This window comes from Brachybacterium sp. ACRRE (assembly GCF_022346485.1).
Taxonomy (GTDB): Bacteria; Actinomycetota; Actinomycetes; order Actinomycetales; family Dermabacteraceae; genus Brachybacterium; species Brachybacterium halotolerans.
In genome coordinates, this window is the sequence record NZ_JAKRMO010000007.1 from 34,216 (window position 1) to 59,364 (window position 25,149).

Sequence of the window (25,149 nt, forward strand, 5' to 3'; positions counted from 1 at the left end):
CTCAGCTCCTCTCCACGTTCGGGTCCGCGTCGCGCAGGCGGCGCTCCACGGCCGCCGCGAGCTGCGGATGGTCCTCGAGGTCGACGTCGCCCGCGACCAGGTCGAAGGCGATGCCCCGTGCTCGCGCGATGATCTTCTCGTCGCGCAGCACGTCCAGATGCTCCAGGGTGCGGTGCAGACCGGACTGCTCCTCCCCCACCAGATCGCCCGTCCCGCGGCGGCGCATGTCGATCTCGGCGAGCTCGAACCCGTCGGTCGTCGCGGCGATCTTCGCGAGCAGCTCGGAGGTCTCCGAGCCGTGCGGCATGCGGGTGTCGAAGAAGGCGATGCCCGGGTGCTCGCCGCGGCCGATGCGCCCGCGCAGCTGATGCAGCTGGGAGATGCCGAAGCGCTCGGCGTCCATCACGACCATCACGGACGCATTGGGAAGGTCCACGCCCACCTCGATGACGGTCGTCGCGACCAGGAGATCGAGCTCGCCCGCGACCATGGCGTCCATGGCCTCCTGCTTCTCCTGAGCGGAGAGCCGGCCGTGCATGACGCCGATGCGTGCGCCGTGCAGCTGGGGCCGACGGGCCAGGCGCTCGGCCGTCTGGGTGACGCCGCGCGGCTCGGGGCCCGGGTCGGTGCCGCTGGGGAGGTCCTCGAACACCTCGCCCATGATCTCGACGTCCGCCCTCTCCTCGCGCTCGTCGATCCGCGCGCAGACCACGAACGCCTGGCGGCCGGCGCCGATCTCCTCGGCGGTGCGCGCCCACATGCGGGATTCCCACGCCGGGTCCTCCTCGTGGACGACATGGGTGGTGATGCCGGGGCGGCCGCCCGGGCTCTGCGTGAGGCTGAGGACGTCGAGGTCCCCGGCGGTCGCGAGCGCCGCGGTGCGCGGGATGGGCGTCGCGGTCATGACGATGACGTGGGGGTTCTTGCCGTCGGCCCCCTTGGTGCGCAGCCGCCTGCGGTGGTCCACGCCGAAGCGGTGCTGCTCGTCGATCACGACGAGGCCGAGCGCCGCGTACTCGACGGACTCCGTGAGCAGCGCGTGGGTGCCGACGATGATGCCGGCCTCGCCGCTGGTGACGTCGAGCAGGGTGCGCCGACGGTCGGCGACGGACTGCGAGCCGGTCAGCAGGCGCACGCGCGTGGCGTCGGGATGGGCGTGCATGTGGTCCGCGCGCCCCAGGTCGCCGAGGAGGTTGAGGATGGTGCGGTGGTGCTGCTCGGCGAGGACCTCGGTGGGGGCGAGCAGGACCGCCTGGTGGCCGGAGTCCACGGCCTGGAGCATCGCGCGCAGCGCGACCACGGTCTTCCCGGAGCCCACGTCCCCCTGGAGCAGCACGTTCGTGGGCCGCGAGCGCGCGAGCTCGTGGCGGATCGCCTCCCCGACCTCGGCCTGGCTCTCGGTGAGCGTGAAGGGCAGGCGCTCGTCGAGCAGGGGCTGCAGCGGACCGCTCGCACGGAGGGCGGGCGCGGGCGTGCGCGCGTCGAAGGCACGGCGCTGCGCGAAGATCGTCTGCAGGATGAAGGCCTCCTCGAAGACGAGGTGCCTCGTCCCGCGCTCGGTCTCGGCCATGTCCTGCGGGGTGTGGATGAGGCGCATGGCCTCGGGCAGCGAGGGCAGGTGCTCGGCGGCGCGCACGGTGGGCGGGAGGATCGTGGTGAGCTGGTCGGCGAACTCGACGGCCTTCTTGTAGGCCGAGCGCAGCGTGGCCTGCTTGGCCTTCTTGCGCAGTCGGTAGACGGGGACCGGCCGCATCAGCCGCGCTCGCGCCTCCGCGCTGCCGTCGTACGGCTCGTAGCGGGGATTCGTGATCTGCGGGGCGCCCTGGTGGAAGCGGGGGTCGAAGTGGACCGTGCCGAACACGGCGATGCGGGTGCCGGGTGCGAGGTGCTCCTGGTGCCAGCGCACGATGTGGTCCTTGGGCAGGAAGAACGTGAGGGTGAGCTGTGCGTTCTCGTCGGCGACGCGGACCTCGAGGATCGAGCCGGGCCTGCGCTTCATGCGGCGTGCCTGCGACCCGACGACGCGCACGATCACCGTGGCGTCGTCCCCCTCGCGCAGCGCGCCCAGATCGCGCAGCTCGCCGGGGACGATGTAGCGCAGCGGGGTCAGGCGCAGCATGTCGTCGAGGTCCTCCGCGCCCTGCGCGCGGACGGCCCGCAGCTCTGCGGACGTGAGGAGCTCGGAGAGCTCGGGCACGCCGGAGGAGCGGCGCGGCGCGCGCGCCGTGCGGCCCGTGCCGCTCGCGTCAGCGTTCATGGTGCGCCGTCCCTCTCCCCGTTCCCTGCCCTGCCCTGCCGCTGGCTCCCGTTACCGGCCTTCGCCTGCACGGATGCGTGCGGGACAATGGTGCCACCTGCAGGGGACGCTGTGTCTGAATCCACAGCGCGCGGCGCTCTCCGCGCTTCCGGCGCCCGGCAGCCGTGGGCTATGCTGTCGGGGTTGCCTTGCGCGACCGCTCTTCCTGTGGTCGACCACGGTATGCGAACCCTCCGACGATCGAGCGTCGGCCGGGGCGCGTCCGGCGGGCGAGGCACCCGCAACGATTCGATCTTCAGGAGACGACAGTGGCTTCCACGTGTGACATCTGCGCCAAGGGCCCGAGCTTCGGCAAGAGCGTGTCCCACTCGCACCGCCGCACCTCGCGCCGCTGGAACCCGAACATCCAGACCGTGCGCACCGTGATCAACGGCACCCCCACGCGCCTGAGCGTCTGCACCTCCTGCCTCAAGGCCGGCAAGGTGCAGAAGGTCGGCGCCTGAGCAGGACGCGCTCGGCCCTCGCGGCCAGGCCATCCCTCGGGATTCCCCGTCGGAGCCCCCATCGGAGACGGTGGGGGCTTCCGTGCGTCCGGGGCCGGTCCCATGCGTCCGGCCCCGTACGCTGAGTCGATGCTCGACGCACTCGCCGACTATCGCGCGCTCCTCGCAGAGGACGGCGTCTGGGTCGCCGTGAGCGACCTCGACGGGGTCCTGCGCGTCTTCGACACGACGCCCTGGGCAGCGCTCGACGAGCAGCTCGGGCTCCCCCAGGGCTCCGCCTTCCGCGCCGTGCTGCGCGACCCGCTGCTCGAGGACGTCACGCGCGGCCGCGCCACTCATGAGGCCTGGCGGGAGTCCATCCTCTCCACGCTCCGTGACCAGGGCGTCCCCGCCGCCCGGGCCCGCCGTGCCATCGGCACCTGGGCGGACGACCGCGGCCGGCTCGACACGGATGTCCTCGATCTGCTGCAGGACGCGCAGCGGGAGGGGATCGAGGTCTTCGTGCTCACCAACGGCACCGACCGGGTGCGCGAGGAGCTGGAGGAGCTGTGCGCGCACGAGGATCCCGCCGTTCCCACGCCACGGCGGTTCGGCGATCTCCTCGATCCGCATGGGGAGTGGGTCCTGAACACTGCCGAGCTCGGCGAGGCGAAGCCCGATCCCGCCGCGTTCGCCCTCGCCCATGCGCGCATCGAACGGGTGCTCGGCCGCGCCGTCCCCCGCTGCTCCGTCGCCTTCCTCGACGACAGCGCCTCCCACACGGAGGGCGCGGAGGAGTTCGGCTGGCGGGCGGTCCGACTGCGTCGGGCGTGAGCGCGCCGCCGAGCTCCTCCGCGAGGCGCCCCGTGTCGCCTCAGGCGAGCGCGGGCAGCCCCAGGTTCTCGCGCAACGTCGTCCCCGAGTACTCGGTCGGGTAGACGCCGCGCTCCTGGAGGCGCGGCACGAGCTCGTCGACGATGTCGTCGAGGCCACCGGGGATCAGCCACGGGGTGATGTTCAGTCCGTCGATCGCTCCCCACCGGGCGTACTCGGCGAGCTGCTCGGCGACCGCGTCGTAGGAGCCGGTGAAGCTGCTGCCGCGCGACCCCTGGCGCGAGCGCGCGAACTCGAGGATCGACAGCCCCTTCTGGGCGGCCTCCTCGCGCCAGGCGCGCGTCAGCTCCTGGGCCTTCTCGAACTGGAAGCCGGCACCGCGGGTGACACCGGACTCGACGACGAGCGGATCCACGTCGGGCAGCGGCCCGTCGGGGTCGTAGGCGGTGAGGTCGCGGCCCCAGTACTGCTCGAGCAGGGCGATCGCCTGCTGCGGGCCCACCTGCTGCTCGCGCACCCAGCGCAGCTTGTCCTCGGCCTCGGCGTCGGTCGCGGCCAGGATGAACTCGGCCCCCGGGAAGATCTGCACGGACTCGGCCGAGCGGCCCGCGGCGAGCGTGCGCTCGACGATGTCGTGGCGGAAGTCGATCGCCCGCTCGAGGTCGCCGAAAGGCGAGAAGATGACGTCGGCCGTGCGGGCGGCGAAGTCGCGCCCCTGCGGGGAGACGCCGGCCTGGAAGAGCACGGGCTCGCCCTGGCGCGAGCGCGGCAGCCTCCCGCTCGCGCGCACGTGGTAGTGGCGTCCCTCGTGGTCCACGTCCTCCCCGCGCCAGATCCGTCGCGCGACGTCGACGAAGGCCTCGGCGTGCTCGTACCGCTCGGCGTGCTCGATGTAGCCGCCGCGGCGGAAGTTCTCGCCGGTCCAGGCGTTGTCCGTGGTGACGATGTTCCAGGCGGCGCGGCCGTCGCTGAGCAGGTCGAGGCTCTGCAGGCGACGGGCGAGGTCGACCGGGTCGTTGTACGTGGTGTTCTGGGTGGCGACGAGGCCGATCTGCGTCGTGATCGAGGCGAGCGCCGCGAGCAGGGTCTGCGCATCGGGGCGGCCGGCGACGTCGAACTCGAGCGGCACTCCCTGGTGCTCGCGCAGGCGCAGCCCCTCCCCCAGGAAGAAGGCGGAGAACACGCCGCGCTCGGCGGTCGTGATGAGGCGCTCGAAGGACTCCCAGGCGACCTGGTCGCCGGCGCCGGGCGCCCGCCACGCGGTCGAGGAGTTCACGCCCTGGAAGAAGACCCCCAGGCGGATGGTGCCGCTCGGGGTGTGCGCGGCGTGGATGGGGTGGGCGGAGTCGGCGGGAGAGGCTGCGGCTCCGGTCGTGGTCTGCTCGGCGGTGGTGCTGTTCATCGAGCGATCTCCTTCTGGGCGGTGCGGGCGCGGTCCGAGCGGCGCGCGGGATCGATGGTGACGTCGGGGCGCGGGAGCCCGAACTGCGCGCGCAGGGTGGCGCCGGCGCTCGGGGCCGGGGCGACGAGCCCGTCGGCGCGCAGCTGGGCGGCGGCGTCGGCCACGCGGGAGGCGAGCTCGGCGGGTCGGAAGGCGTCCTCGCCCGCGTCGGCCTTCTGCGACTGCGCGACGTCGTCCGCGGGATCCTGCTGGCCGAGCAGTCCGACGAGCCGCACGAGGCGCGGCGTGCTCGGGGCGGCACTCGCTGCGGCCGTGTCCGCGGCCTGCGGGTCGAGCTCGGCGCCGACGATCCCGGCCGCGCCGAGCGCCTCGCGGACCGCGCCCGCGATCTCCTGCGCGGTCGTGTCCGGGTCGAGCACGACGTCGACGGCGCGGCCGTCGGCCAGCTGCTCGGCGACCGTGTCGCCGACCGCGGGGCGGTCGGCGTCCGCCACGAGCACCGGCAGCAGGCCCTGCGGGGAGCGGGGGGTGATGGAGGGGCCGCGCACGGAGAAGGACTCCCCCTCGAAGTCGACGTACTGCAGCTTCGCGGCGTCGACGTAGACGCCGGTCTCGGCGTCGCGCACCACGGCGTCGTCGCTCCAGGAGTCCCAGACCAGGCGGGCCACGGTGACGACGTCCGAGGTCTCGCGGCGCGCCGTCTCGGGGTCCAGCGCCTCGCGTCCGACGACGTGGGCGGCCGCGTCGTCGGTGCGGGTCTCGACGAGCCAGCCGGCGCGGCCGCCGCTGATGTGGTCGAGGCTCATGAGCTGGGTGGCCAGGTGGAAGGGCTCGACGTCCACCGCGTCGGTGCGGACCACGAGCGACAGGGCGCGGGTGAGCGGGGCGAGGTGGGAGGCGACGTGGATCGGGTGGAGGTCGCCGCGCTCGGCGTCGCCGCTGATGCTGAGGGCGCCGAGGCCGGCCGCGTCGAGCGCCCGCGCGAGGTCGCGCACGGCCCCCAGCCGAGCGGGCGTGCTCGGCAGGTCGACGGTCAGGACGGGCGGTGTGGTCATCACGGGTTCTCCTTGGTGTGTGCGCGGCTCTCGGTCACCGCTTCTTCGGACAGTCCCCAGCGGTCCAGGACCTTCGCGTAGGTGCCCTCGTCGATCGTGGCCTGGAGGGCCTTCGCGTAGACCTCGGCGATCCCGGTGCCGCGCGTGAACGTCGCGGCGACCAGGGTCTTGCCGGGCGAGAGCTCGTCGATCTTCCCCTGCGTCTCGACGTCGTCCCGGGTGGAGGCCACGTAGCTCATCGTCTCGTAGGGGGCGAAGTAGGCGTCGATGCGTCCGGCGCCGAGCGCGAGCAGCACGTCGGCGTCGCTCGAGAAGCTCTTGAGCTCGGCCGGGTCCTTGCCGTCCTTCTGCAGGTCCTCGTTCCAGCGCATGAGCAGGGCTTCCTGGTTGGTCCCGTTGCCCACGGCGATCACGCGCCCGCTCACGGAGTCGGGCTCGCCGAGCCCGAGGCCGGCGCCCTTCTTCACGAGGAACGTCATGAAGGCGCGCCGGTAGGAGGCGAAGTCGAACGTCTCCAGGCGCTCGTCGTTGATGCCGACGTTGGAGTGGACGACCTCGAACTCGCCCGCCTTCAGCTTGAGCGGCCAGTTCTCCCAGCTGGTGATCCTCAGGTCCAGGTCGAGGCCCAGCTTGTCGGCGGCGAGCTGGGCGATGTCGGGCTCGGAGCCGATGGGCGTCTTGTTGTCATCGGCCATGAAGCACAGCGGCGGCCCGCCCACCACGGTGGTCGCGACGGTGAGCCTGCCGTCCTTGCGGAAGGACTCGGGCACGGCCTTCGCGAGCTTCTCGTCGACGGAGGTGCGGATCCTCTTCTGCGTGCCGGAGGTGTCGATCGACGAGGAGCCGCCCGAGCCGCCGTCGGAGGATCCTCCGTCGGAGCCGCCCGGGCCCGCCGCGCTGCTCACCGTGGTCGGATCGGCGCAGGCGGCGAGGGCGGCGAGGACGGGCAGGGAGGCGGCTCCGGCGAGGAGCCGTCGGCGCGGGAGCCGGTGCCGACCGGGGTCGGCGGGATGCTGGGTCATGGATTCTCCGGAGGGGGCGTGAGTGGGGTGCGGGCCGACGGGGCCCGGGTCGCGAAGGGTGCTCATGCGGCGTGGATGCGCTGCAGGAAGCCGCGGGTGCGCTCGTGGCGGGGCGCGCCGATGACCTGCTCGGGCGGCCCCTGCTCCACGATGCGCCCGCCGTCCATGAAGACGACGTGTTCGGCGACGTCGCGTGCGAAGGCGATCTCGTGCGTGACGATCAGCAGGGTGGTGCCGGCGCTCGCGAGATCGCGGATCACGGCGAGCACCTCCTCCACGAGCTCGGGGTCGAGCGCCGAGGTGGGCTCGTCGAACAGCAGCACCTTGGGGCGCAGGGCGAGGGCGCGGGCGATCGCGACGCGCTGCTGCTGGCCGCCGGAGAGCTGGCGCGGGTAGACGTCCGCCTTCGCGGCAAGTCCCACGGTCTCCAGGAGCTCGCGGCCGCGTGCGAGCGCCTCGCGCTTGGGGACGCCGAGCGCGCGCCTGGGCGCCTCCGCGACGTTCTGGAGCGCGGTCATGTGCCCGAAGAGGTGGAACTGCTGGAACACCATGCCCACCTCGGTGCGCTGGCGCAGCACGTCCTTCTCGGAGAGCTCGAGCAGCAGGTCGTCGCGGCGGCGGTAGCCCATGATCTCGCCGTCGATCGCGACCACGCCGCGGTCCAGGGCCTCGAGGTGGTTGAGCGTGCGCAGCAGCGTCGACTTGCCCGAGCCGCTGGGGCCCAGGATCGCGGTGACCGTGCCGGGCTCGACGGTCAGGTCGACCCCGCGCAGCACCTCGAGGTCGCCGTAGGCCTTGTGGGCCGCGCGGACCTCGACGCGTCCCCCGCGGGGCGCCGTGACGGCGGCGGTCGACGTGGTGGTCTCGAGGGCGGTCATGCGCGCACCTCCGTGCTCTTCGAGCGCAGACCCGTGAGGTTCGCGCGCAGGCGCTGCAGCGGGGTGGGCGGCAGCGTGCGCACGGCGCCCTTCGCGAAGTGGCGCTCGATGTAGTACTGGGCGATGGACAGCAGCGAGGTGATGACGATGTACCAGAGGGTCGCGACCATGAGCATCGGCAGCACCTGCTGGGTGCGGCCGTAGATCAGCTGCACGGTGAAGAACAGCTCGGCGTGGGCGATCACGTAGACGATCGCCGTGCCCTTGACCAGGCCGATCACCTCGTTGAACGCCGAGGGCAGGATGGCGCGCATGGCCTGCGGGAGCACGATCCGCAGGTTGCGGTCGCGCGCGGGGATGCCGAGCGCGCTCGCGGCCTCGACCTGTCCGGCGTCGACCGAGAGGATGCCGCCGCGGATCAGCTCGGAGGCGTAGGCCGCCTGGTGCAGGCCCAGGCCCAGCACGGCGGCGACGAGCGGGGTCATCAGGTCGCTCGTGCGGGCGTCGAGAATGCTGAGGTTCGTGAACGGGACGCCCACCACGATGCGGTCGTAGAGGTAGCCGAGGTTGAACCAGATGAGCATCTGCACCAGCAGCGGCGTCGAGCGGAAGATCCAGGAGAACGTCCAGGACAGCCCCGAGGCCAGCCGCGAGCGGGAGAGGCGCATGAGCGCGAGCACGAGGCCCAGGCCGAAACCGAGCACACCCGAGAGCACGGTGAGCTTCAGCGTCTCCCCGAGCCCGCGGATGATCGAGCGGGCGAGGAACCAGCTGCCCACCACGCCCCACTCCCACCGCGGGTTCAGGGCGATGGCGACGAGCGCGGCGAGCACGAGGACGCCCACGATGGTCACGACGGCGCGGCGCACCGGCCGACGGGCGGGGGCGACCCGCAGCCGCTCGATCCGGTCTGCTCCCAGGGCGTCGAGCGAGCGGCCCGCAGGAGCACCGCCGCCCTCGACCCCGTCGTCCGCCGACCGGCCGGGCATGTCCGAGGCACAGGACTCCTCGCCGCTCGTGCGGAGCGTGCGGGATGCGGCGTCGCGTGCAGTGAGGGTCACGGCTGTGCCTTCCGGTCGTGGGTCTGGGGCGATGGGGCCGACGGTCGTCGGCTCCGGGATGACGTGGATCCCGTGGATCTGTGTGAACGCACGTAACACCCCTGTTGCAGTTATGGACCGTATAAGCGAGTCTTTAGTTGTGGCAAGCGGAGACGTCTCGACCGGACACATCACGACACAGAAGGGAGCGCCGATGAGCACGAGAAGCGCGCGGATCATCGTCGTGGGTGCCGGTCCGCGGCCCTCTGGCCTGCTGGAACGCCTCGGCGCGAACGCCGCGGAGTTCGCCGGCGCGCACGTGCGGATCGACCTCGTCGATCCCAGCACGCCGGGTGCGGGACGCATCTGGGACGCGCACGAGAGCCCGCTCCTGCTCATGAACTCCCGCGCGATGGACGTGACGATGTTCACGGACGAGGCGTCCAGCATCGACGGGCCCGTCCGCCCCGGCCCCTCCCTCGCGCAGTGGGCCGAGGGCATCCGCGAGGGCGGCATCGCGGCCCCGACGGCGGGCACCGAGCGCCTCGCGGAGATCGAGGCGCTCACTCCCGAGTCCTTCCCGAGCCGCCGCGTGCAGGCGCTCTACCTCGAGTGGGTGTTCGGGCGCGTGCTCGCGGACCTTCCCGCGAGCATCGAGGTGCGCATCCACCGCCGCCTCGCGACCGGCATCGAGAAGCGCGGCGGACCGGAGGGCACCGCGCCGTCCGGCGCCCCCTGGCGCGTCGCGCTCGACGACGGCACCTCGCTCTCGGCGGATCTCGTGCTCGTCACCGTCGGCCACACCGACGCCCGCCCCACTCCCGCGCAGCGCGACCTCCTTGACTTCGCCGCCCGCCACGACGGCGTCTACGCCTCCCCCTCGCACGCCGACGGCGTGGACCTGGCCTCGCTGACCGCGGGCCAGGACGTGATCCTGCGAGGCATGGGCCTCGGCGCAGTGGACCTCATCGCCCTGCTCGCCGAGGGCCGCGGCGGCAGCTTCTCCCCCGCCCCGCTCGTGGGCGACCCGGACCGGCTGACGTACGAGCCCTCCGGCGAGGAGCCCGTGCTGTGGCTCGGCTCGCGCCGCGGCACACCCTTCCACTCGAAGGTGCGCGGGGAGGACGTCCCCACCGGGCCATCCGCGCTCGCGCACCTGACGCCGGAGGCGCTCGATGCCGCCGAGGACGCCGAGGGCCACGTCGACTTCGAGCGCTCCGTGCTGCCCCTGGTCGCCGCCGAGATCCGCCATGCGGTCCCGGGCATCGCCCTCGGCCGCACGGACAGCGAGGGCTGGGATCTGCTCACCGCGCTCGACGACCCGCTGGTCGGGCTCTTCGGGAGCGACGGCGCGGCCCCCGACGACGCCGCCGAGGCGCTGCGCCGCACGCGCGATGTGCTCGTCGGCCACATCGAGAGCGACCTGCGCGAGCGCACCGGGGAGGATCCGACGCAGGCGCGCGCGCTCTTCCAGGTGCTGCTGCGCATCACGGGGGCCCTCGCCCGGCTGCTGCCCGCCGAGCGCCTCTCCCCCGCCTCGCGCGGCAGCTATCCGGGGCTGTGGCACTCCCTGTTCAGCTTCGTCTGCTCGGGTCCGCCGCCGCGTCGGCTCCAGCAGATCCTCGCCCTCGAACGCGCCGGGCTCGTCCACTTCCTCGGCCCGCGCCTGCAGGTCACGGCCGACGAGGAGACCGGCGAGTTCGTCGCCGAGGGCGCGGGCGGCGCACGGGTGCGGACCCGCGCGCTCGTGGACGCCTTCCTGCCCGCGCCCACGCTCGAGGGCTCCTCGAACTCCTTCCTGCGCCGCCTCGGCACGGACATCGGAGCGAGCGATCCCCATGCGCCGGGCCGTCTGCGCACCGACGGCGCGGGCCGGGTGCTCGACGCCGAGGGCGCGCCGGTCCCGGGGCTGTGGGCCGTCGGCCCCGCGACCTCGGAGTTCCCGCTCGGCGCCTTCGCCCGCCCCCGCACCGACGCCCCTGTCTTCCGGCGCAACGACGCCCTCGCCCGCACTCTTCTCGCCGAGGCGGAGGCCGTCGCCGCCGGCGCCCCGAGCACCGATGCCGGCCATCCCGCGCACGACGTCGGCATCGTGGGCGCCGGCAAGATCGGCACCGCGATCGCGCGTCAGGCCGTGCGCAGCGGACTGCACGTGCACGTCGAGACCTCGCGCGATCCCCGCTCGCTGAGCGCGCGGATCCCGGGCGCCGTGGCCGGCCTGCGCACGCCCTCCGCCGGGGAGGTGGTCGTGCTGACCATGCCGTTCCACGCCGTCTTCGACCTCGATCCCGAGCGCCTGCGCGGGGCGGTCGTCGTCGACGCGACGAACCCCTGGGGGCCCGAGGACCTCGCGGCGATCGAGGAGGCCCGCGCCCGCTTCGGCGCCGACCTCTCGAGCAGCGAGCTGGCCGCGGCGCACCTGCCGGCGAGCCGCGTCGCCAAGGCCCTGAACCACATCGGCTACCACGACGTCGAGGACCATCCGCGGCCGGCCGGGGCGAGCGATCGCCGCGCCCTCGCGATCGCCTCGGACGACGAGGTCGCGGCCACCCGCGTCGCGGCGCTCCTGGACAGGCTGGGATACGACGCGGTGCTCGTGGACGGGCTGGGCCAGGCCCGCCACCTCGAGCCCGACGGCGCCGTCTTCGGCTCCCACGCCTCCCGCGACGTGCTCACCGCGGCCCTCGAGGCGGCCGACGCCGCGGTGCTCACCGCGGCCTGAGCCCGGGCCCGCGCGGCGCAGGGTTCGGGCATGCTGTGCCCATGACCGCCTCCGCACCGACCATCCTCGCGACCAGCGCCGGCTACGTCCCCCACCCGCGCCTGCGTTTCGACTTCGGGCCGATGATGCGCCTGGCGACCGAGCTCGCCGCCGAGGACGGATGGCACGACCCGTCCGGCCCTCCGCGCATCTGCAACGTCTCGACCGCCTCCGGCGATGACGCGCGCTTCCAGAGGGACATGGAGGAGGCCGCCCGCGACGCCGGCTACGAGCTGCACCACCTCTCGCTGTTCTCCACGCCCAACGTCGCGGACATCCCCGCCTACCTGCGCTCCTTCGACGTGATCTGGGTGAACGGCGGCTCCGTGGTCAACCTGCTCGCGGTGTGGCGGGCGCACGGCCTGGACCGCGTGATGCGGCAGCTGTGGGAGGAGGGCGTGGTGCTCGCGGGCGTCTCCGCGGGCTCGATCTGCTGGCACACGGGCGGGGTGACGGACTCCTTCGGTCCCGACCTCGCACCGGTGACCGACGGCCTCGGTCTGCTCCCGTGGGCGAACGGCGTGCACTGCGACACGGAGGGGGCGCGGATGCCTCTGCTGCGGAGGCTCGTGGCCGAGGGGACGCTCGGCGAGACGCTCTGCACCGACGACAGCACGGGATTGCTGTATCGCTCGCAACAGCTGGCGGAGGCTGTGAGCGAGAAGGAGGGTGCGAGGGTCCGCAGACTCCATCGGGACGACTCGACGGGCGCTCTCGTCGAGGAGGACCTGCCCGTGCGGCTGCTCGACGGAGCGCTCCCGGCCGGATCCTCCTGAGGCCTCAGCGCCGACGGGCCCGGCGGCCTCCCCTGAAGGAGGCCGCCGGGCCCGTCGGACGACGACGCACCAGGCGCCGTGCGCGGCGGTCGGTCACCGACCGCCGCGCGGGTCGGGGCTCAGACGCCGACCGGCGCGTCCTCGAAGGTCGCGGTGTCGATGACGGCGCGGAAGTAGACCTCGCCGTTGACCACGCGGTCGTAGGTCGTGTCGACCTCGTCGACCCCGATGACCTCGATCTGGGCGCCGATGCCGTGCTCGGCGCAGAAGTCGAGCATCTCCTGGGTCTCGGCGATGCCGCCGATGTTGGAGCCGGCGAGCACCTTGCCGCCGCCGATGAGCGCACCGAAGTGCAGCGGCTGAGCGGCCGGCGGGAGGCCGACGACGGCCATCACGCCGTGCGGCTTGAGCAGCCGCAGGTAGCTGTCGACGGGGATGTCGGCGCTGATCGTGTTGAGGATCAGATCGAACTCGCCGCGGTGCTCCTCGTAGAAGCCGTCCTCGGTGGTCGGGAGCATGCGGGTCGCGCCCAGATCGATCGCGAGCTGCTCCTTCTTGCGCGAGCGCGAGAGCACGGTGACCTCGGCACCCATGGCCGCCGCGAGCTGGACGCCCATGTGGCCGAGGCCGCCCAGGCCCAGCACGGCGACCTTCTTGCCCTCGCCGACGCCCCAGCGGGCGAGCGGGGCGTAGGTCGTGATGCCGGCGCACAGCAGCGGGGCGGCGACGTCGAAGTCGAGGCCGTCGGGGATGCGGCACACGAAGCGCTCGTCGACGACGACCTTCTGCGAGTAGCCGCCCTGGGTGATGGTGCCGTCGACGTCCTTGACGTTGTAGGTGCCGACGCTGCCGTTCAGGCAGTCCTGCTCCTGGCCGGCGAGGCACTGCTCGCACTCGCCGCAGGAGTCGACCATGCAGCCCACGCCGACGCGGTCGCCCACGGTGTACTTCGTGACCTGGTCGCCGACGGCGGAGACGACGCCCGCGATCTCGTGGCCGACGGTGAGCGGGAAGTGCGCCTCGCCCCACTCGTTGCGGATGGTGTGGATGTCGCTGTGGCAGATGCCGGCGGCCTTGATGTCGATGACGACATCGGTGGGCCGGGGGTCGCGACGCTGGATCTCGGCGACCTTGTAGGGCTGGTCGGGGCCGGTCTTCTGCAGGGCCTTGACGGTGAAGGGCACGGTCGTCTCCTCGGAGCTCGGGTGCGGATGGATGCCCGCCGGGACGTCCGGAGCGATGCTCCGGCATGGGGTGCGATCTCGAGGACGCACCCCCGCGGCGGGCGACCCGACCAGCGTAGTCCCGCAGGCCCCCGCCCCATCGGCCGACGAGATTCTCCAGACACTCAGGAATGGCGGCGAACACCGGGCGTCCGCCCCGGCGCGGCGTGACGGTGTCGCTTCGCCCGTACGGCGCGGTGCCCGGGCGCGGTGGAGAGGGCGCTCGGTGGAGAGGGTGCTCAGTCCGGCGCGCCCTCGAGGATCTCGCCGCGACCGGGCATCCCGCAGGGCAGCACGAAGGGCACGGGCACGGTGCGCTCGATGTCGAGCCCCTCCATCGCCTGCAGGTGGAGGTGGGGCTCCATGCTGTTGCCCGAGTTGCCGCACGCGGCGAGCACGTCGCCCGCGCGGACCGTGTCCCCGGTGCGGACCCGGATGCTGCCGCGCCGCAGGTGGCAGAGCGCGACGAACACCTGTCCGCGGTGCGGGTCCTCCGTCGCGATCACCACATGGTTGCCCGCCAGGCCGTTCCAGCCCTCGGCGGCGCGACGGCCCTGCGTGAGCGCGTATCCGATCGAGGCGAGCCCGCGGTGCGCGTCATGATCGACCTCCCCGTCGTGGGCCTTCACGACGCGGCCCTCGCACGGAGCGAGCACGTCCCGGCCGAATCCGGGGAAGCGCTCGGGAGGCTCGGGACCGAGCAGGGCGCCGGCGTCGAAGGGGCCCGTGCGGGAGTCCGCCCCCACGGGGACCAGGTCCAGCGCGAGGGCGGTCGCGAAGCGCTCGGTGCCGTGGCTCGGGACGCGGTCGGCCGGGGAGTTCCGCGGGGTCCATCGGCCGCGCAGAGGATGGGCGAGACGCAGCGGAGGCAGGGCCTCCGCGCGCTCCGCCCGCCCGTCGGCGCGGCGCTCCGGCATCGGGGTCGCTCAGCCGACCTGCTGGAGGCGGACGATGTTGCCCGCCGGGTCGCGCAGCGCGCAGTCGCGCGGTCCCCAGTCCTGGTCGGTGGGCTCCTGGATGACGTCGGCGCCGGCGGCCTCGATGCGTGCGAACTCGGCATCGACGTCGTCGGTGGACAGCAGGACCATGGCGAAGACGCCCTTGGCCATGAGGGAGGCGACGGCGGCGCGCTCCTCGTCGGTCGCGGCAGGGTCGACGACCGGCGGGGCGAGGACGATCGAGACGGACTCGTCGTCCTTCGGGCCGACGGTGATCCAGCGCATGGCGCCCTGGCCGACGTCGAGCCGGACGTCGAAGCCGATCACGTCGCGCCAGAAGGCGAGGGACGCGTCGGGGTCGGTGTGCGGGAGGAAGGAGGTGCGGATGCCGATGCTCATGGCCCCATTGTGCGCGCGGGGGCTGCGGGGCCGCTTCTCGATTCCTGATCGGGTGCGGCTGTCCCGGCTGTCCCTGCAGCCTCGGCCGAGGGGTTCCGACGGGGCCTGCGGATCGCCATCTGCACGCAGGACGGGATGCCGGGCGTGCCCTGCACCTGCGCGCGGTACGCGCTGGGCGCGACGCCGACGAGCTCGCTGAAGCGCAGGCTGAAGGTGCCGAGGGAGCCGAAGCCCACGGCGAAGCACACGTCGGTCACGCTCATGTCGCCGCGCCGCAGCAGCATCATCGCCCGCTCGACGCGGCGGGTCATGAGGTAGCGGTACGGCGGTTCCCCGAAGGCCTCGCGGAACCGGCGACCGAGATGGCCCGCGGACATGTGGGCGCCGCGGGCGAGCTCCTCGACGTCCAGGGGCCGGTCGAACTCGCGATCGATGCGGTCGCGCACGGCGCGCAGGCGCACGATCTCCGAGAGGCGGTCCTCCAGCGCACGGTGTGTCATGCGCGGAACAGTAGTCGCCCGATGATCCGATCCCCCATGTGACGCACGGATCGCGCGCGCCGCGGGCGGGCACTGTGCATCGGCCCCCGGCAGTGGCAGGATGTCCGCTCGTGGTCACTGAACCAGGCCGTGCCCCGCATCCTCACGGGAGCATCACCCCCGCAGCCGCCCCGTCGGCCGAGTCCCCTTCCACGGCAGACGCCCCGAGCACCGAGGCGCCCGGCGCGGACGCCCCGAGCGCGACCCCATCGGACGCCGATTCCTCGGACCCCGGCCCGCGCATGTCCCCCGGAGACGCCTCGGCTCCCCCGCCGGATCGACCCCGGCGCTCCCGCCGGGCCGTGCTCGATCCCGACGGCCGGCCCCGCCGCCGCCAGCCCGTCGCAGCCCTCATGCTCGGTGCCGCGGGCGTCGTGTTCGGCGACATCGGCACGAGCCCTCTTTACTCGCTCCAGACCGTCTTCAGCACCCACCACAACTCCGTCGCCCCCACCGAGCAGGACGTGCTCGGCGTGATCTCGATGATCGTGTGGTGCCTGATCCTCATCGTCACGGTCACCTACGTGGGTGTGATCCTGCGCGCCGACAACCAGGGCGAGGGCGGCATCCTCTCCCTCGCGAACCTCATCCAGCGCAAGCTCGGCAGGCGCTCCACGCAGGCGTCGATCGCCCTGATCCTCGCGATCATCGGCGCGACCCTCTTCTACGGCGACTCCGTGATCACCCCCGCGATCTCCGTGCTCAGCGCCTTCGAGGGCCTGCAGGTCGCGAACCCGGCGCTGGGCGCCTGGGTGGTGCCCGCCGCGGTCGTGGTCCTCACCGGGCTCTTCCTCGTGCAGCGGTGGGGAACGGGCGCGATCGGGAAGGCGTTCGGGCCGATCATGGTGTGCTGGTTCCTCGCGATCGCCGCGCTGGGCCTGCCGCACCTGCTCTCGGACCTCTCGATCCTGCGCGCCATCTCGCCCAGCTATGCGATCGTCTTCGCGCTGGACCGGCCCGTGGTCGCGTTCATCGCGATGGGCGCCGTGGTCCTCGCGATCACGGGCGCGGAGGCCCTCTACGCCGACATGGGCCACTTCGGCCGGCGTCCGATCGCCCTCGCCTGGCTGTGCCTGATCCTGCCCTCCCTGCTCATCTGCTACTTCGGGCAGGGCGCGCTGATCCTCTCGGACCCCTCGGCGATCGCCAGCCCGTTCTTCCGCCTCGCCCCGTCGTGGGCGCGGATCCCGCTCGTGGTGCTCGCGGCCATGGCCACGGTCATCGCCTCCCAGGCGGTCATCTCCGGTGCCTTCTCGGTCTCCCGGCAGGCGACCCGGCTGGGCCTGCTGCCGCGGCTGAAGGTCCTGCAGACCTCGAAGGTCCACGGCGGACAGATCTACCTTCCGGTGGTGAACCTCTTCCTGTTCCTGGGCGTGCTCACCCTGGTGCTCGCCTTCCGCTCCTCGGAATCGCTGGCCTCGGCCTACGGGCTCTCGGTGACGGGCACGCTGATGCTCGAGCTGTCACTGTTCCTCCTGCTCGCGCTGCGCGTGTGGAACTGGCCGCTGTGGCGCGTGGTCCTCATGGCCGTGATCGTGGGCGCCCTGGAGCTCGCCCTGTTCGCGGGCAACGTCATCAAGGTGGCCTCGGGCGGCTGGCTGCCCCTGGTCATCGCGGCCGCGCTGCTCGTGGTCATGCTGACGTGGCGGCGCGGAGCGCGCGAGTACTTCGGCAGGCGCCACGCCCTCGAGGGGCCGATCGACGAGTTCGTGCGGGAGATCCGCGAGAAGCACGTCCGACGGGTCCCGGGCCTCGCCGTCTACCCGCACGGCGATCCGTCGACGGTCCCGCTCGCGCTGCGCTCGAACCTCCGGTTCAACCGGATGGTGCATCGCAACGTCGTCATCATCACGATCCGCAACGTGGGGGTCCCGCACGTGCTGCACGACTCTCGCGTGCAGGTCAGCGACCTCGGCGATCCGCACGACGGCATCGTCCACGTCACCTACAAGGTGGGCTTCAACGATTCGCAGGACCTTCCTGCGGCGCTGACGGAGGCCGTGGGCCTCTCCCCCGAGCTGCGCGTGGACCCGAGGAAGGCGATCTACTTCCTGTCCGTGTTCCGCATCGAGCCCGGCGAGGACCGCTGCATGCCGCGCTGGCAGAAGGGCCTGTTCCGCCTCCTCGAGAAGTTCTCCGCGAACAAGACCCATGCCCTGCACCTGCCGCCCGAGCGCACCGTCGTGATGGGCGCCGAAGCGCAGGTCTGAGAGGCCGGACCGCCGACGGTTCACCCGGCCGCCGACGGTTCAGAGGGCGGCCTTGCCGAACCTCCAGTAGCCGGTGAACTCGATGCGCTTCTTGGGCACGTCGTGCGCGACCAGGTGGCGGCGCCCCTCGGCCACGAGCGCCTGTTCGCCCGCGAGGTACGCCTGCAGCTCGGCCCCGCGTGCCGGTCGCAGCTCGCGCAGCGCCTCGAGGGCGAGCACACCGGGGCGGTCGTGCGGGTCGGCGCGCGGGATCCAGCGCACCTCCATGTTCGCCGGGGCCTCGTGGGGCTGCTCGTCGGCCGCCTCGGGGATCTCGAGGATCGCGGTGCCGCTCGTGCTGCGCGGAAGGTCGCGCAGGATGCCGAGGATCGCCGGCAGCGCGGACTCCTCGCCGACGAGCAGCACGGAGGCCGCGTCCGCCAGGTGGTCGAATCCCCGGCCCTGGTCGATCATCATCACCTGCTCGCCCTCGCGCGCCCGTCGCGCCCAGGGGCCGGCGATCCCTTCGTCGCCGTGGGAGACGAAGTCGATGTCGAGCTCTCCGTCCTCGGCGCGCAGCTCGCGGATCGTGTAGCTGCGCACGGGCGGGCGCTTCCCGGAGCTCGTGGTGAGGTACTTCAGCGCCCCGGCGAGGCCGAAGCCCTCGGGCACGCGCGAATAGTCGGTCCCGCCCTCGGGATGCGGCAGGAAGAGCCGCACCCACTGGTCGAAGCCGTGGGCGGGGATCGTGGACACGTCCTCACCCTGGAGGGTCACGCGGATCATGTACGGGCTGACCTGCGCGGTGCGGGCCACCCGCGCGAGATGGTGCCCGCGGAAGCGGCGGGCGTCGGTGAACGCCATGGGCAGTGGCCCTCCTCGGTGCGTCGGGCCGACGACCGGCCCGGGGTGAGGTGAGCCTATCCGAAGTGATCGAAGCCGAGGTCGGCGAGCACTGTGCCGTCGAGCACCACGCCGCTCTCCTCCCCCGGCGCGAGAGCGCGCACGCGGCCGATCCGCCGGAACCCGGGGGGAACCTCTCCCTCCTCGAAGGTCGCCAGGAGGGCATGCTCCTCCCCGCCGCCCAGCACCCACTGCCAGGGGTCGGTGCGCTCCGCGAGGAGATCCGCAGCAGGTGCGAGGGCGGCGGCGTCGGCCGCGAGCACGGCCCGGTCCAGATCCAGGAGGACGCCGCTCGCCCGTGCGATGCGGCCGCCGTCGCGCGCGAGTCCGTCGGACACGTCGAGCATGGCCCGGGCGCGCCCGGGACAGGCCGTCCAGCCCTGGGCGATCTCGGGATCGGGTGCGTCGTGCCAGGCCACGAGGCCTTCAGGAGTCATGTCGGGACGGGTGGCGCGGGGCGTCCCGTCGGCAGAGATCCTCCCGACGAGCTCCTCGCCCCGGCCCGCGAGCACGAGCGCGAGGCCGGCGGCGGAGCGGCCGATCAGCGGGCTGCCGAGGGCGAGCACCTGGCCCGGGCGCGCTCCGTCCCGTCGGATGGGCGCCTGTCCCTCCGGGAGGGCGCCGACCGCGGTGACGGTGATGGAGAGGGCGTCCGCCGCGCCGAGGTCACCGCCCACGACGCTAGCCCCCTCGCGTGCGCAGCGCTCGGCGAGTCCGCGGCTGATGCCCTCGAGCAGCTCCGAGGAGGTCTCGCGCGGGGCGGAGACGGAGACGACGACGGCCTGCGGGCGCGCGCCCATGGCGGCGACGTCGGCGAGGTTCTGCACCGCGGCCTTGCGGCCGATCCACTCCGGACGGGTCGCGCGCAGCAGGAAGTCGTGCCCCTCGGTGAGGGTGTCGGTCGTGATGACCAGACGCGGGGAGGCCAGGCGCACCACGGCCGCGTCGTCCCCGGGTCCCAGCTCGACGTCGGAGCCCTGGGCGAGCCCGGGGGTGATCCGGGCCAGGAGGCCGGACTCGGTCAGGTGCTCGATGCGCGTCATGCCCCCAGTGTGCCCGAGGTCAGGCCCGATATCCTCGGGGCATGCGCCGCGCTCTGCCCCGTCCCGTGCTCCTCGCCGGCGCCCTGCTGCTCGGCTGCACGGCGTGCGCCACGGTGCGCGTCCCCGCGGGCGAGGACGCCGCGGACCCGGCGTGCGCGCAGGTCGTGCAGGACGCGCCGGAGCAGCTCGAGGGGCAGTCGCGGCACGCGACGAGCAGCCAGGGCACTCTCGCGTGGGGCAGCGGCGACGAGGCGATCGTGCTGCGCTGCGGCGTCACTCCCCCGGGCCCGACCACGCAGATGTGCACGACCCTCACCGACGCCGACGGCACCGATGTGGACTGGATCATCGACGAGGACGGCTCGTCGGACGGGATCGTGCGCTTCACGACCTACGGGCGCACCCCGGCGATCGACCTCACGGTGCCGCGCGAGGTCGTCGGCGACCAGGCCTCCGCCGCGGCGCTGGATCTCACCGACCTGGTGACGTCGATCCCCGCCGAGCGCCACTGCCTCGACATCGACGACGTGCAGTGAAGCGGGCGTCTCGGCCCGTCGGTGCCCGCGACCCTCAGCGCAGGCCGATGCGGCGGGTGCGCGCCTGCTCGAGCAGGTCGGTGATCAGGCTCGTGTAGTCCATGCCCATGTTCTCCCAGAGCACGGGGAACATCGAGGACGGGGTGAAGCCGGGCATCGTGTTGACCTCGTTGACGACGACCTCGCCGGTCTCGGTCACGAAGACGTCCACCCGGCCCAGGCCCTCGAGGCGCAGCGCGGTGAAGGCGCCTGCGGCGACCTCGCGCACGCGCTCCGCAGCGCCGTCCGGCAGGGCCGCGGGGACCTGGATGCTCACGGTCCCCTTGCCGAAGTACTTCGACTCGTAGTCGTAGAAGTCCAGGTCGTCGCCCACGATGACCTCGCCCGGCTCGGTGGTGCGCGGGGCGTCGCCGCCTCGGCCCTGGAGCACCCCGCACTCGACCTCGCGGCCCACGACGCCCTGCTCGATGAGGATCAGCGGATCCTCGGCGAAGGCGGTCTTCACCGCGTGCTCGAGCTCCGCGGGATCGGTCACCTTGGAGACGCCCAGGCTCGAGCCGGCGCGGGCGGGCTTGACGAACCACGGGGCGGCGAGGCGCTCGCGCACGCTCGCGCCGACCTCCTCGGCGCGCTGGGCCCACTCGTCCTCGTGGACGCTGATCGACGGGGCCGACGCGATCCCGGCGGCGGCGAGGGCGGCCTTCGTTGACGTCTTGTCCATGCACGTGGCGGAGGCGAGGACCCCGCTGCCCACGTAGGGGATGTCGAGCAGGTCGAGGGCTCCCTGCACCGTGCCGTCCTCGCCGTAGGGGCCGTGCAGCAGCGGGAGCACCGCGTCGACCTCCGCGAGCGGCTCGATGCGGCCGTCCCGGACCACGCGCAGCGGCACGGGAGCGCCGGGGGTCTTCGTGCCCGTGGGCAGGAGCACCTCGTCCCCGTCGGACGGGACCTCGGGAGGGGTCGCCCCCTGCAGCTGCCAGTCGGCGGGGTCGTCGCTCACGTGCAGCCAGCGGCCCTGGCGGGTGATGCCGATCGCGACGACGTCGTACCGCTCGCGGTCGATCGCGCCGAGGATCCCGCCCGCTGTCACGCAGGAGATGCCGTGCTCGCCGGAGCGGCCGCCGAAGAGGAGCGCGATGGTGGAGGTCATGGGGTCGAGAGTAGTCACTCGGGTCGTACGGAGCGTGCGAGCAACGCCGTGGTGACCTGCTCGATCGGCACGCCGTGATCGACGACGTCGACGACCCCACGGGTGATCGGCATGTCGATCCCGAGCCGGTGAGCGGTCTCGTCCACGGCGCGGGCGGTGGCGACGCCCTCGGCGGTCTGGCCCACCTCGGCGGCGGCCGCCCCGACGTCGAGCCCCCGTCCCAGCGCGTGGCCCAGGCGGTGGTTGCGCGAGAGCGGAGACGCGCAGGTGGCGACGAGATCGCCCATCCCCGCGAGCCCGGCGAAGGTCCCCGCCTGCCCGCCCACGGCGACGCCCAGACGGGTGATCTCGGCGAGTCCGCGGGTGATGAGGCTCGCGCGGGCGTTGTCGCCGTAGCCGAGTCCCGCGGCGGCGCCGACGGCGATCGCGATGACGTTCTTGACCGCTCCGGCGACCTCGACGCTGATGACGTCCTGCGAGGTGTACGGGCGGAAGGAGGGGGCGGCGCACCAGGCGGCGACCGTGCGCGCCAGCTGTTCGTCGTGCGCGGCGATGACGCTCGCGCAGGGCTGGCGCCGAGCGATCTCGACGGCGAGGTTCGGACCGGAGAGCACGGCGACGCGCTGCGGTTCGACCCCTGCTGCCTCGACGATCACCTGGCTCATGCGCAGGTCGGTGCCCCGCTCGATGCCTTTGGCGAGCGAGAGCACGGGGACCTCGGGCAGCGTGAGGCCCGCCGCGCGCCAGGCGGAGAGGTTCTCGCGGAGGCTCTGGGCCGGCAGGGCGAGGACCACCCCGTCGGCCCCGTCGAGCGCCTCCCCCACCTCCGAAGTCGCGGTGACCTGCCCTGGCAGGCGGACGTCCCCGAGATAGGCGGGGTTGGCGCCGTGCTCGCGGATCTCGCGGGCGGTCTCCTCGCGCCGTGCCCAGAGGACGACCTCGCAGCCGGCGTCGGCGAGCACGAGCGAGAAGGTGCTGCCCCAGCTGCCGGCGCCGAGCACGGCGATGCGGGTCATCGGCCGAGGAACCTGCCGCGGCCGAGGGCCCGACGGGGCGCGCGGTCGGTGACGGTGCGCGGGCCGGTGGTGCGCGGGCCGAGCGCACGGCGGCGCACGGTCGCGGGCGCGCGCCGGGCGAGCGCGTTCACGGCCGCCGCGTGCATCATGCGCCGCGGCGCGAAGGCGATGCGCCCGCGCACCGAGCGGTACTTCACGGCCGTGGTGACCTGCAGCAGCTCGCCGCCGGGCAGGATCGCCACGCCGATGCGCACCGAGAGGTTCTGGTCGTCGTCCTTGATGAGCGCCTCGCTGCCGCGGACCTCGTCGGTCACGTACTGCTTCTCGGGCGGCGGGACCATGTCGAACAGGCGCACCGCCTCGTCGCGCAGCGCGCGCAGACCGCGCGTGCCCAGCGGTGTGTTCTCGTGGGAGAAGATCGCCTCCGCCCACACGCGCGGGTCCTCGACGTCGACCCCGCGGGTGGGGACGATCACCACGTCGCAGTAGTCGGGCACGGGGATGTCACGCAGCGCGAGCGAGCTCGCGGCCGCGCTCGTCACCCCGTCGCCGCGGTCATCGGACCCGCGGTCGACCGTCGAGCGATCCGCGGACCCGCGGTCGACGGTCGTGCCCTCGAGGATGTCGTCGTGCTGCTCGCTCATGCGTCCTCTCAGTCCTCCCAGTACTCGGCGCCGAGCGCCGTGAGCTTCTCGCGGAAGGCCTCGTAGCCGCGGTCGATGAGGTCGATGCCGTGGATCGAGCTGACGCCCTCGGCGCCGAGCGCGGCGATGAGGTACGAGAACCCGCCGCGCAGGTCGGGCACGGTGATGTCGGCCCCGTGCAGCTCCTTCGGCCCGGAGATGACGGCCGAGTGGTTGAAGTTGCGCCAGCCGAAGCGGCAGCTCGAGCCACCCAGGCATTCGCGGTAGACCTGGATGCGCGCGCCCATGTCGTTGAGGGCCCGGGTGAACCCGAGGCGGTTCTCGTAGACGGTCTCGTGGACGATGGAGATGCCCTCGGCCTGCGTGAGCGCGACGACGAGCGGCTGCTGCCAGTCGGTCATGAAGCCGGGGTGGACGTCGGTCTCCATGGCGATCGAGCGCAGCGGCTCGTCGGGCCGGAAGAAGCGGATGCCCTCCTCGGTGATGTCGAGGCCGCCGCCGATCCGGCGGAACACGTTGAGGAACGTGGACATGGGCTTCTGCTGGGCACCCCGCACGAAGACGTCGCCCTTGGTCACGAGCGCCGCGCAGGCCCAGCTCGCGGCCTCGATGCGGTCGGGGATCGCCACGTGCTCGTAGCCGCCGAGGCGCTCGACGCCCTCGATCGTGATGGTGCGGTCCGTCTGCAGGGTGATCAGCGCGCCCATCTTCTGCAGCACGGCGATGAGGTCCTCGATCTCCGGCTCGACGGCGGCGTTGGTGAGCTCGGTGAGGCCCTCGGCGCGCACGGCGGTGAGCAGCACCTGCTCGGTCGCGCCGACGCTCGGGTACTCGAGATGGATCTTCGTGCCCTTGAGGCCGTTCGGCGCGGTGATGTGGATGCCCAGCTCGCGCTTGTCCACGTGGGCGCCGAACTCGCGCAGCACGTCGAGGTGGTAGTTGATGGGCCGGTCGCCGATGCGGCAGCCGCCCAGGTCCGGGATGATCGCCTCGCCCAGGCGGTGCAGCAGCGGACCGCAGAACAGGATCGGGATCCGCGAGCTGCCCGCGTGCGCGTCGATCTCGGTGGCGTGCGCGCGCTCGACGTTCGAGGGGTCCATGCGGATCAGGCCCGCCTGGACGTCCCGCTCGATCTTCACGCCGTGGACCCTGAGCAGATCCGCGACGATCTGCACGTCGCGGATGTCGGGCACGGAGCGCAGCAGGCTGGGCTCCTCGCCCAGCAGCGCCGCCACCATCGCCTTGGAGACGAGGTTCTTGGCGCCGCGCACGGTGATGTCACCGTTCAGCGGGCGCCCTCCGCGCACGTGGAATGTCGAGGTCATATCGTCCTTGAAGCGTTCCGGGGACCCCCGGGCGGGGTCCGTCCTCCGATCCCGACAGAGTACCGGAGGGCGATGTGGCGGGGCTGGACGTCGGCCGCCGCTCAGTCCGCGGCGCGCGCGGGCAGCGTCTTGGGCATCCAGCGCGGACGCTTCGCCTCGAACGCGGAGATGTCGGCCTCGTGACGCAGGGTCAGGCCCACGTCGTCCAGGCCCTCCATGAGGCGCCAGCGGGTGTACTGGTCGATGTCGAAGCGGAAGGTCGCGTCGGCCGCATGGACCTGCTGGTTCTCGAGGTCGACGGTGATCTCGGTGCCCGGCGCCTCCTCGAGGATCTTCCACAGCTGCTCGATGTCGTCCTGGGAGAGCTTGGCGGCGACCAGGCCCTGCTTGCCGGCGTTGCCGCGGAAGATCTCGGCGAAGCGGCTCGAGAGCACGGCCTTGAAGCCGTAGTCGCGCAGCGCCCAGACGGCGTGCTCGCGGGAGGACCCGGTGCCGAAGTCGGAGCCGGCCACGAGCACCGAGCCGTGGGAGTAGGGCTCCTGGTTCAGGATGAAGTCGGGGTCCTTGCGCCAGTTGACGAAGAGGCCGTCGTCGAAGCCGGTCTTGGTGACCCGCTTGAGGTAGACGGCGGGGATGATCTGGTCGGTGTCGACGTTGCTGCGGCGCAGGGGGACGCCGACGCCGCTGTGGGTGGTGAACTTCTCCATGGTCTGTGCTTCCTCGCTCGTGGGTCGTCG

At 72.9% G+C, this 25,149-nt stretch carries 23 protein-coding genes; 6 read left to right on the forward strand and 17 right to left on the reverse strand.

All coding sequences use genetic code 11. The annotated features are described in order from the left end of the window. Window position 1: 1 nt before the first annotated feature. Entirely contained in the window at window positions 2-2,257 is a 2,256-nt protein-coding gene (locus MHY49_RS03365; RefSeq protein WP_239202589.1) for an ATP-dependent DNA helicase RecG, read from the reverse strand. Between the two features lie 308 nt (window positions 2,258-2,565). Between MHY49_RS03365 and rpmB the strand changes: the two genes are divergently transcribed. Both rpmB and MHY49_RS03375 read left to right on the forward strand, forming a co-directional pair. Next, a complete protein-coding gene (gene rpmB, locus MHY49_RS03370) occupies window positions 2,566-2,760 on the forward strand; it encodes a 50S ribosomal protein L28 (protein WP_152352778.1) in 195 nt (64 codons plus the stop codon). A gap of 129 nt (window positions 2,761-2,889) precedes the next feature. Further along, on the forward strand, window positions 2,890-3,573 hold the full coding sequence (locus tag MHY49_RS03375; RefSeq protein WP_239202590.1) for an HAD family hydrolase: 684 nt from the start codon (window positions 2,890-2,892) through the stop codon (window positions 3,571-3,573). Between the two features lie 40 nt (window positions 3,574-3,613). Here the strand turns inward: MHY49_RS03375 and MHY49_RS03380 are convergent, their stop codons facing one another. From MHY49_RS03380 to MHY49_RS03400, 5 genes are all read right to left on the reverse strand, one after another. Beyond that, complete coding sequence (locus MHY49_RS03380; RefSeq protein WP_239202591.1) at window positions 3,614-4,975, reverse strand: LLM class flavin-dependent oxidoreductase; 1,362 nt, start codon at window positions 4,973-4,975, stop codon at window positions 3,614-3,616. Beyond that, window positions 4,972-6,030 (reverse strand): LLM class flavin-dependent oxidoreductase, encoded by a 1,059-nt coding sequence (locus tag MHY49_RS03385; protein WP_239202592.1) that lies wholly within the window; start codon window positions 6,028-6,030, stop codon window positions 4,972-4,974. Before MHY49_RS03385 ends, MHY49_RS03380 begins: the two co-directional genes overlap by 4 nt. Further along, the gene (locus tag MHY49_RS03390) at window positions 6,030-7,052 is read right to left on the reverse strand and encodes a transporter substrate-binding domain-containing protein (protein WP_239202593.1); all 1,023 of its coding nucleotides are present in this window, start codon (window positions 7,050-7,052) and stop codon (window positions 6,030-6,032) included. Before MHY49_RS03390 ends, MHY49_RS03385 begins: the two co-directional genes overlap by 1 nt. Before the next feature lie 62 nt (window positions 7,053-7,114). Continuing rightward, window positions 7,115-7,930, reverse strand: a complete 816-nt coding sequence (locus MHY49_RS03395) for an amino acid ABC transporter ATP-binding protein (RefSeq protein WP_239202595.1) — start codon at window positions 7,928-7,930, stop codon at window positions 7,115-7,117. Further along, the gene (locus tag MHY49_RS03400) at window positions 7,927-8,991 is read right to left on the reverse strand and encodes an amino acid ABC transporter permease (protein WP_239202600.1); all 1,065 of its coding nucleotides are present in this window, start codon (window positions 8,989-8,991) and stop codon (window positions 7,927-7,929) included. Before MHY49_RS03400 ends, MHY49_RS03395 begins: the two co-directional genes overlap by 4 nt. A gap of 193 nt (window positions 8,992-9,184) precedes the next feature. On the opposite strand from MHY49_RS03400, the gene MHY49_RS19175 reads away from it, so the two are divergent. Further along, window positions 9,185-11,692, forward strand: a complete 2,508-nt coding sequence (locus MHY49_RS19175) for an FAD/NAD(P)-binding protein (protein WP_304502665.1) — start codon at window positions 9,185-9,187, stop codon at window positions 11,690-11,692. A gap of 41 nt (window positions 11,693-11,733) precedes the next feature. After that, complete coding sequence (locus MHY49_RS03415) at window positions 11,734-12,507, forward strand: peptidase E (RefSeq protein WP_239202601.1); 774 nt, start codon at window positions 11,734-11,736, stop codon at window positions 12,505-12,507. 119 nt (window positions 12,508-12,626) lie between these two features. Here the strand turns inward: MHY49_RS03415 and MHY49_RS03420 are convergent, their stop codons facing one another. From MHY49_RS03420 to MHY49_RS03435, 4 genes are all read right to left on the reverse strand, one after another. After that, window positions 12,627-13,691 carry an NAD(P)-dependent alcohol dehydrogenase gene (locus MHY49_RS03420; protein ID WP_239202602.1) on the reverse strand — a complete coding sequence of 355 codons (1,065 nt, stop codon included), beginning with the start codon at window positions 13,689-13,691 and terminating at the stop codon, window positions 12,627-12,629. A gap of 278 nt (window positions 13,692-13,969) precedes the next feature. Next, window positions 13,970-14,647, reverse strand: coding sequence for a M23 family metallopeptidase (locus tag MHY49_RS03425; RefSeq protein WP_239202603.1), 678 nt, complete (start codon window positions 14,645-14,647; stop codon window positions 13,970-13,972). A 9-nt stretch (window positions 14,648-14,656) separates the two neighbouring features. After that, a complete protein-coding gene (locus tag MHY49_RS03430) occupies window positions 14,657-15,067 on the reverse strand; it encodes a VOC family protein (RefSeq protein WP_228358279.1) in 411 nt (136 codons plus the stop codon). Continuing rightward, on the reverse strand, window positions 15,064-15,567 hold the full coding sequence (locus MHY49_RS03435; protein ID WP_239202604.1) for a helix-turn-helix transcriptional regulator: 504 nt from the start codon (window positions 15,565-15,567) through the stop codon (window positions 15,064-15,066). The genes MHY49_RS03430 and MHY49_RS03435 overlap by 4 nt, the downstream gene beginning before the upstream one ends. Window positions 15,568-15,677: 110 nt before the next feature. Between MHY49_RS03435 and MHY49_RS03440 the strand changes: the two genes are divergently transcribed. Further along, window positions 15,678-17,816, forward strand: coding sequence for a KUP/HAK/KT family potassium transporter (locus tag MHY49_RS03440; protein ID WP_239202605.1), 2,139 nt, complete (start codon window positions 15,678-15,680; stop codon window positions 17,814-17,816). Window positions 17,817-17,855: 39 nt separating this feature from the next. On the opposite strand, the gene MHY49_RS03445 is transcribed toward MHY49_RS03440, so the two are convergent. Both MHY49_RS03445 and thiL read right to left on the reverse strand, forming a co-directional pair. Then, window positions 17,856-18,659, reverse strand: coding sequence for a siderophore-interacting protein (locus tag MHY49_RS03445; RefSeq protein WP_239202606.1), 804 nt, complete (start codon window positions 18,657-18,659; stop codon window positions 17,856-17,858). 56 nt (window positions 18,660-18,715) lie between these two features. Next, window positions 18,716-19,741, reverse strand: a complete 1,026-nt coding sequence (thiL, locus tag MHY49_RS03450) for a thiamine-phosphate kinase (RefSeq protein WP_239202608.1) — start codon at window positions 19,739-19,741, stop codon at window positions 18,716-18,718. Between the two features lie 41 nt (window positions 19,742-19,782). Here thiL and MHY49_RS03455 point away from each other — a divergent pair, with 41 nt between their 5' ends. Further along, window positions 19,783-20,277 carry a DUF3515 family protein gene (locus tag MHY49_RS03455; protein ID WP_239202610.1) on the forward strand — a complete coding sequence of 165 codons (495 nt, stop codon included), beginning with the start codon at window positions 19,783-19,785 and terminating at the stop codon, window positions 20,275-20,277. Between the two features lie 34 nt (window positions 20,278-20,311). Here the strand turns inward: MHY49_RS03455 and MHY49_RS03460 are convergent, their stop codons facing one another. The 5 genes from MHY49_RS03460 to leuD form a co-directional block, all read right to left on the reverse strand. Beyond that, complete coding sequence (locus MHY49_RS03460) at window positions 20,312-21,427, reverse strand: D-alanine--D-alanine ligase family protein (protein ID WP_239202612.1); 1,116 nt, start codon at window positions 21,425-21,427, stop codon at window positions 20,312-20,314. A gap of 14 nt (window positions 21,428-21,441) precedes the next feature. After that, entirely contained in the window at window positions 21,442-22,443 is a 1,002-nt protein-coding gene (locus MHY49_RS03465; protein WP_239202614.1) for an NAD(P)H-dependent glycerol-3-phosphate dehydrogenase, read from the reverse strand. Next, window positions 22,440-23,087 carry a DUF2867 domain-containing protein gene (locus MHY49_RS03470; protein WP_228358271.1) on the reverse strand — a complete coding sequence of 216 codons (648 nt, stop codon included), beginning with the start codon at window positions 23,085-23,087 and terminating at the stop codon, window positions 22,440-22,442. The genes MHY49_RS03465 and MHY49_RS03470 overlap by 4 nt, the downstream gene beginning before the upstream one ends. 8 nt (window positions 23,088-23,095) lie before the next feature. Continuing rightward, window positions 23,096-24,412, reverse strand: a complete 1,317-nt coding sequence (murA, locus tag MHY49_RS03475; protein WP_200500905.1) for a UDP-N-acetylglucosamine 1-carboxyvinyltransferase — start codon at window positions 24,410-24,412, stop codon at window positions 23,096-23,098. 101 nt (window positions 24,413-24,513) lie between these two features. Then, window positions 24,514-25,119, reverse strand: coding sequence for a 3-isopropylmalate dehydratase small subunit (gene leuD, locus MHY49_RS03480; RefSeq protein ID WP_228358270.1), 606 nt, complete (start codon window positions 25,117-25,119; stop codon window positions 24,514-24,516). Window positions 25,120-25,149: the final 30 nt, after the last annotated feature.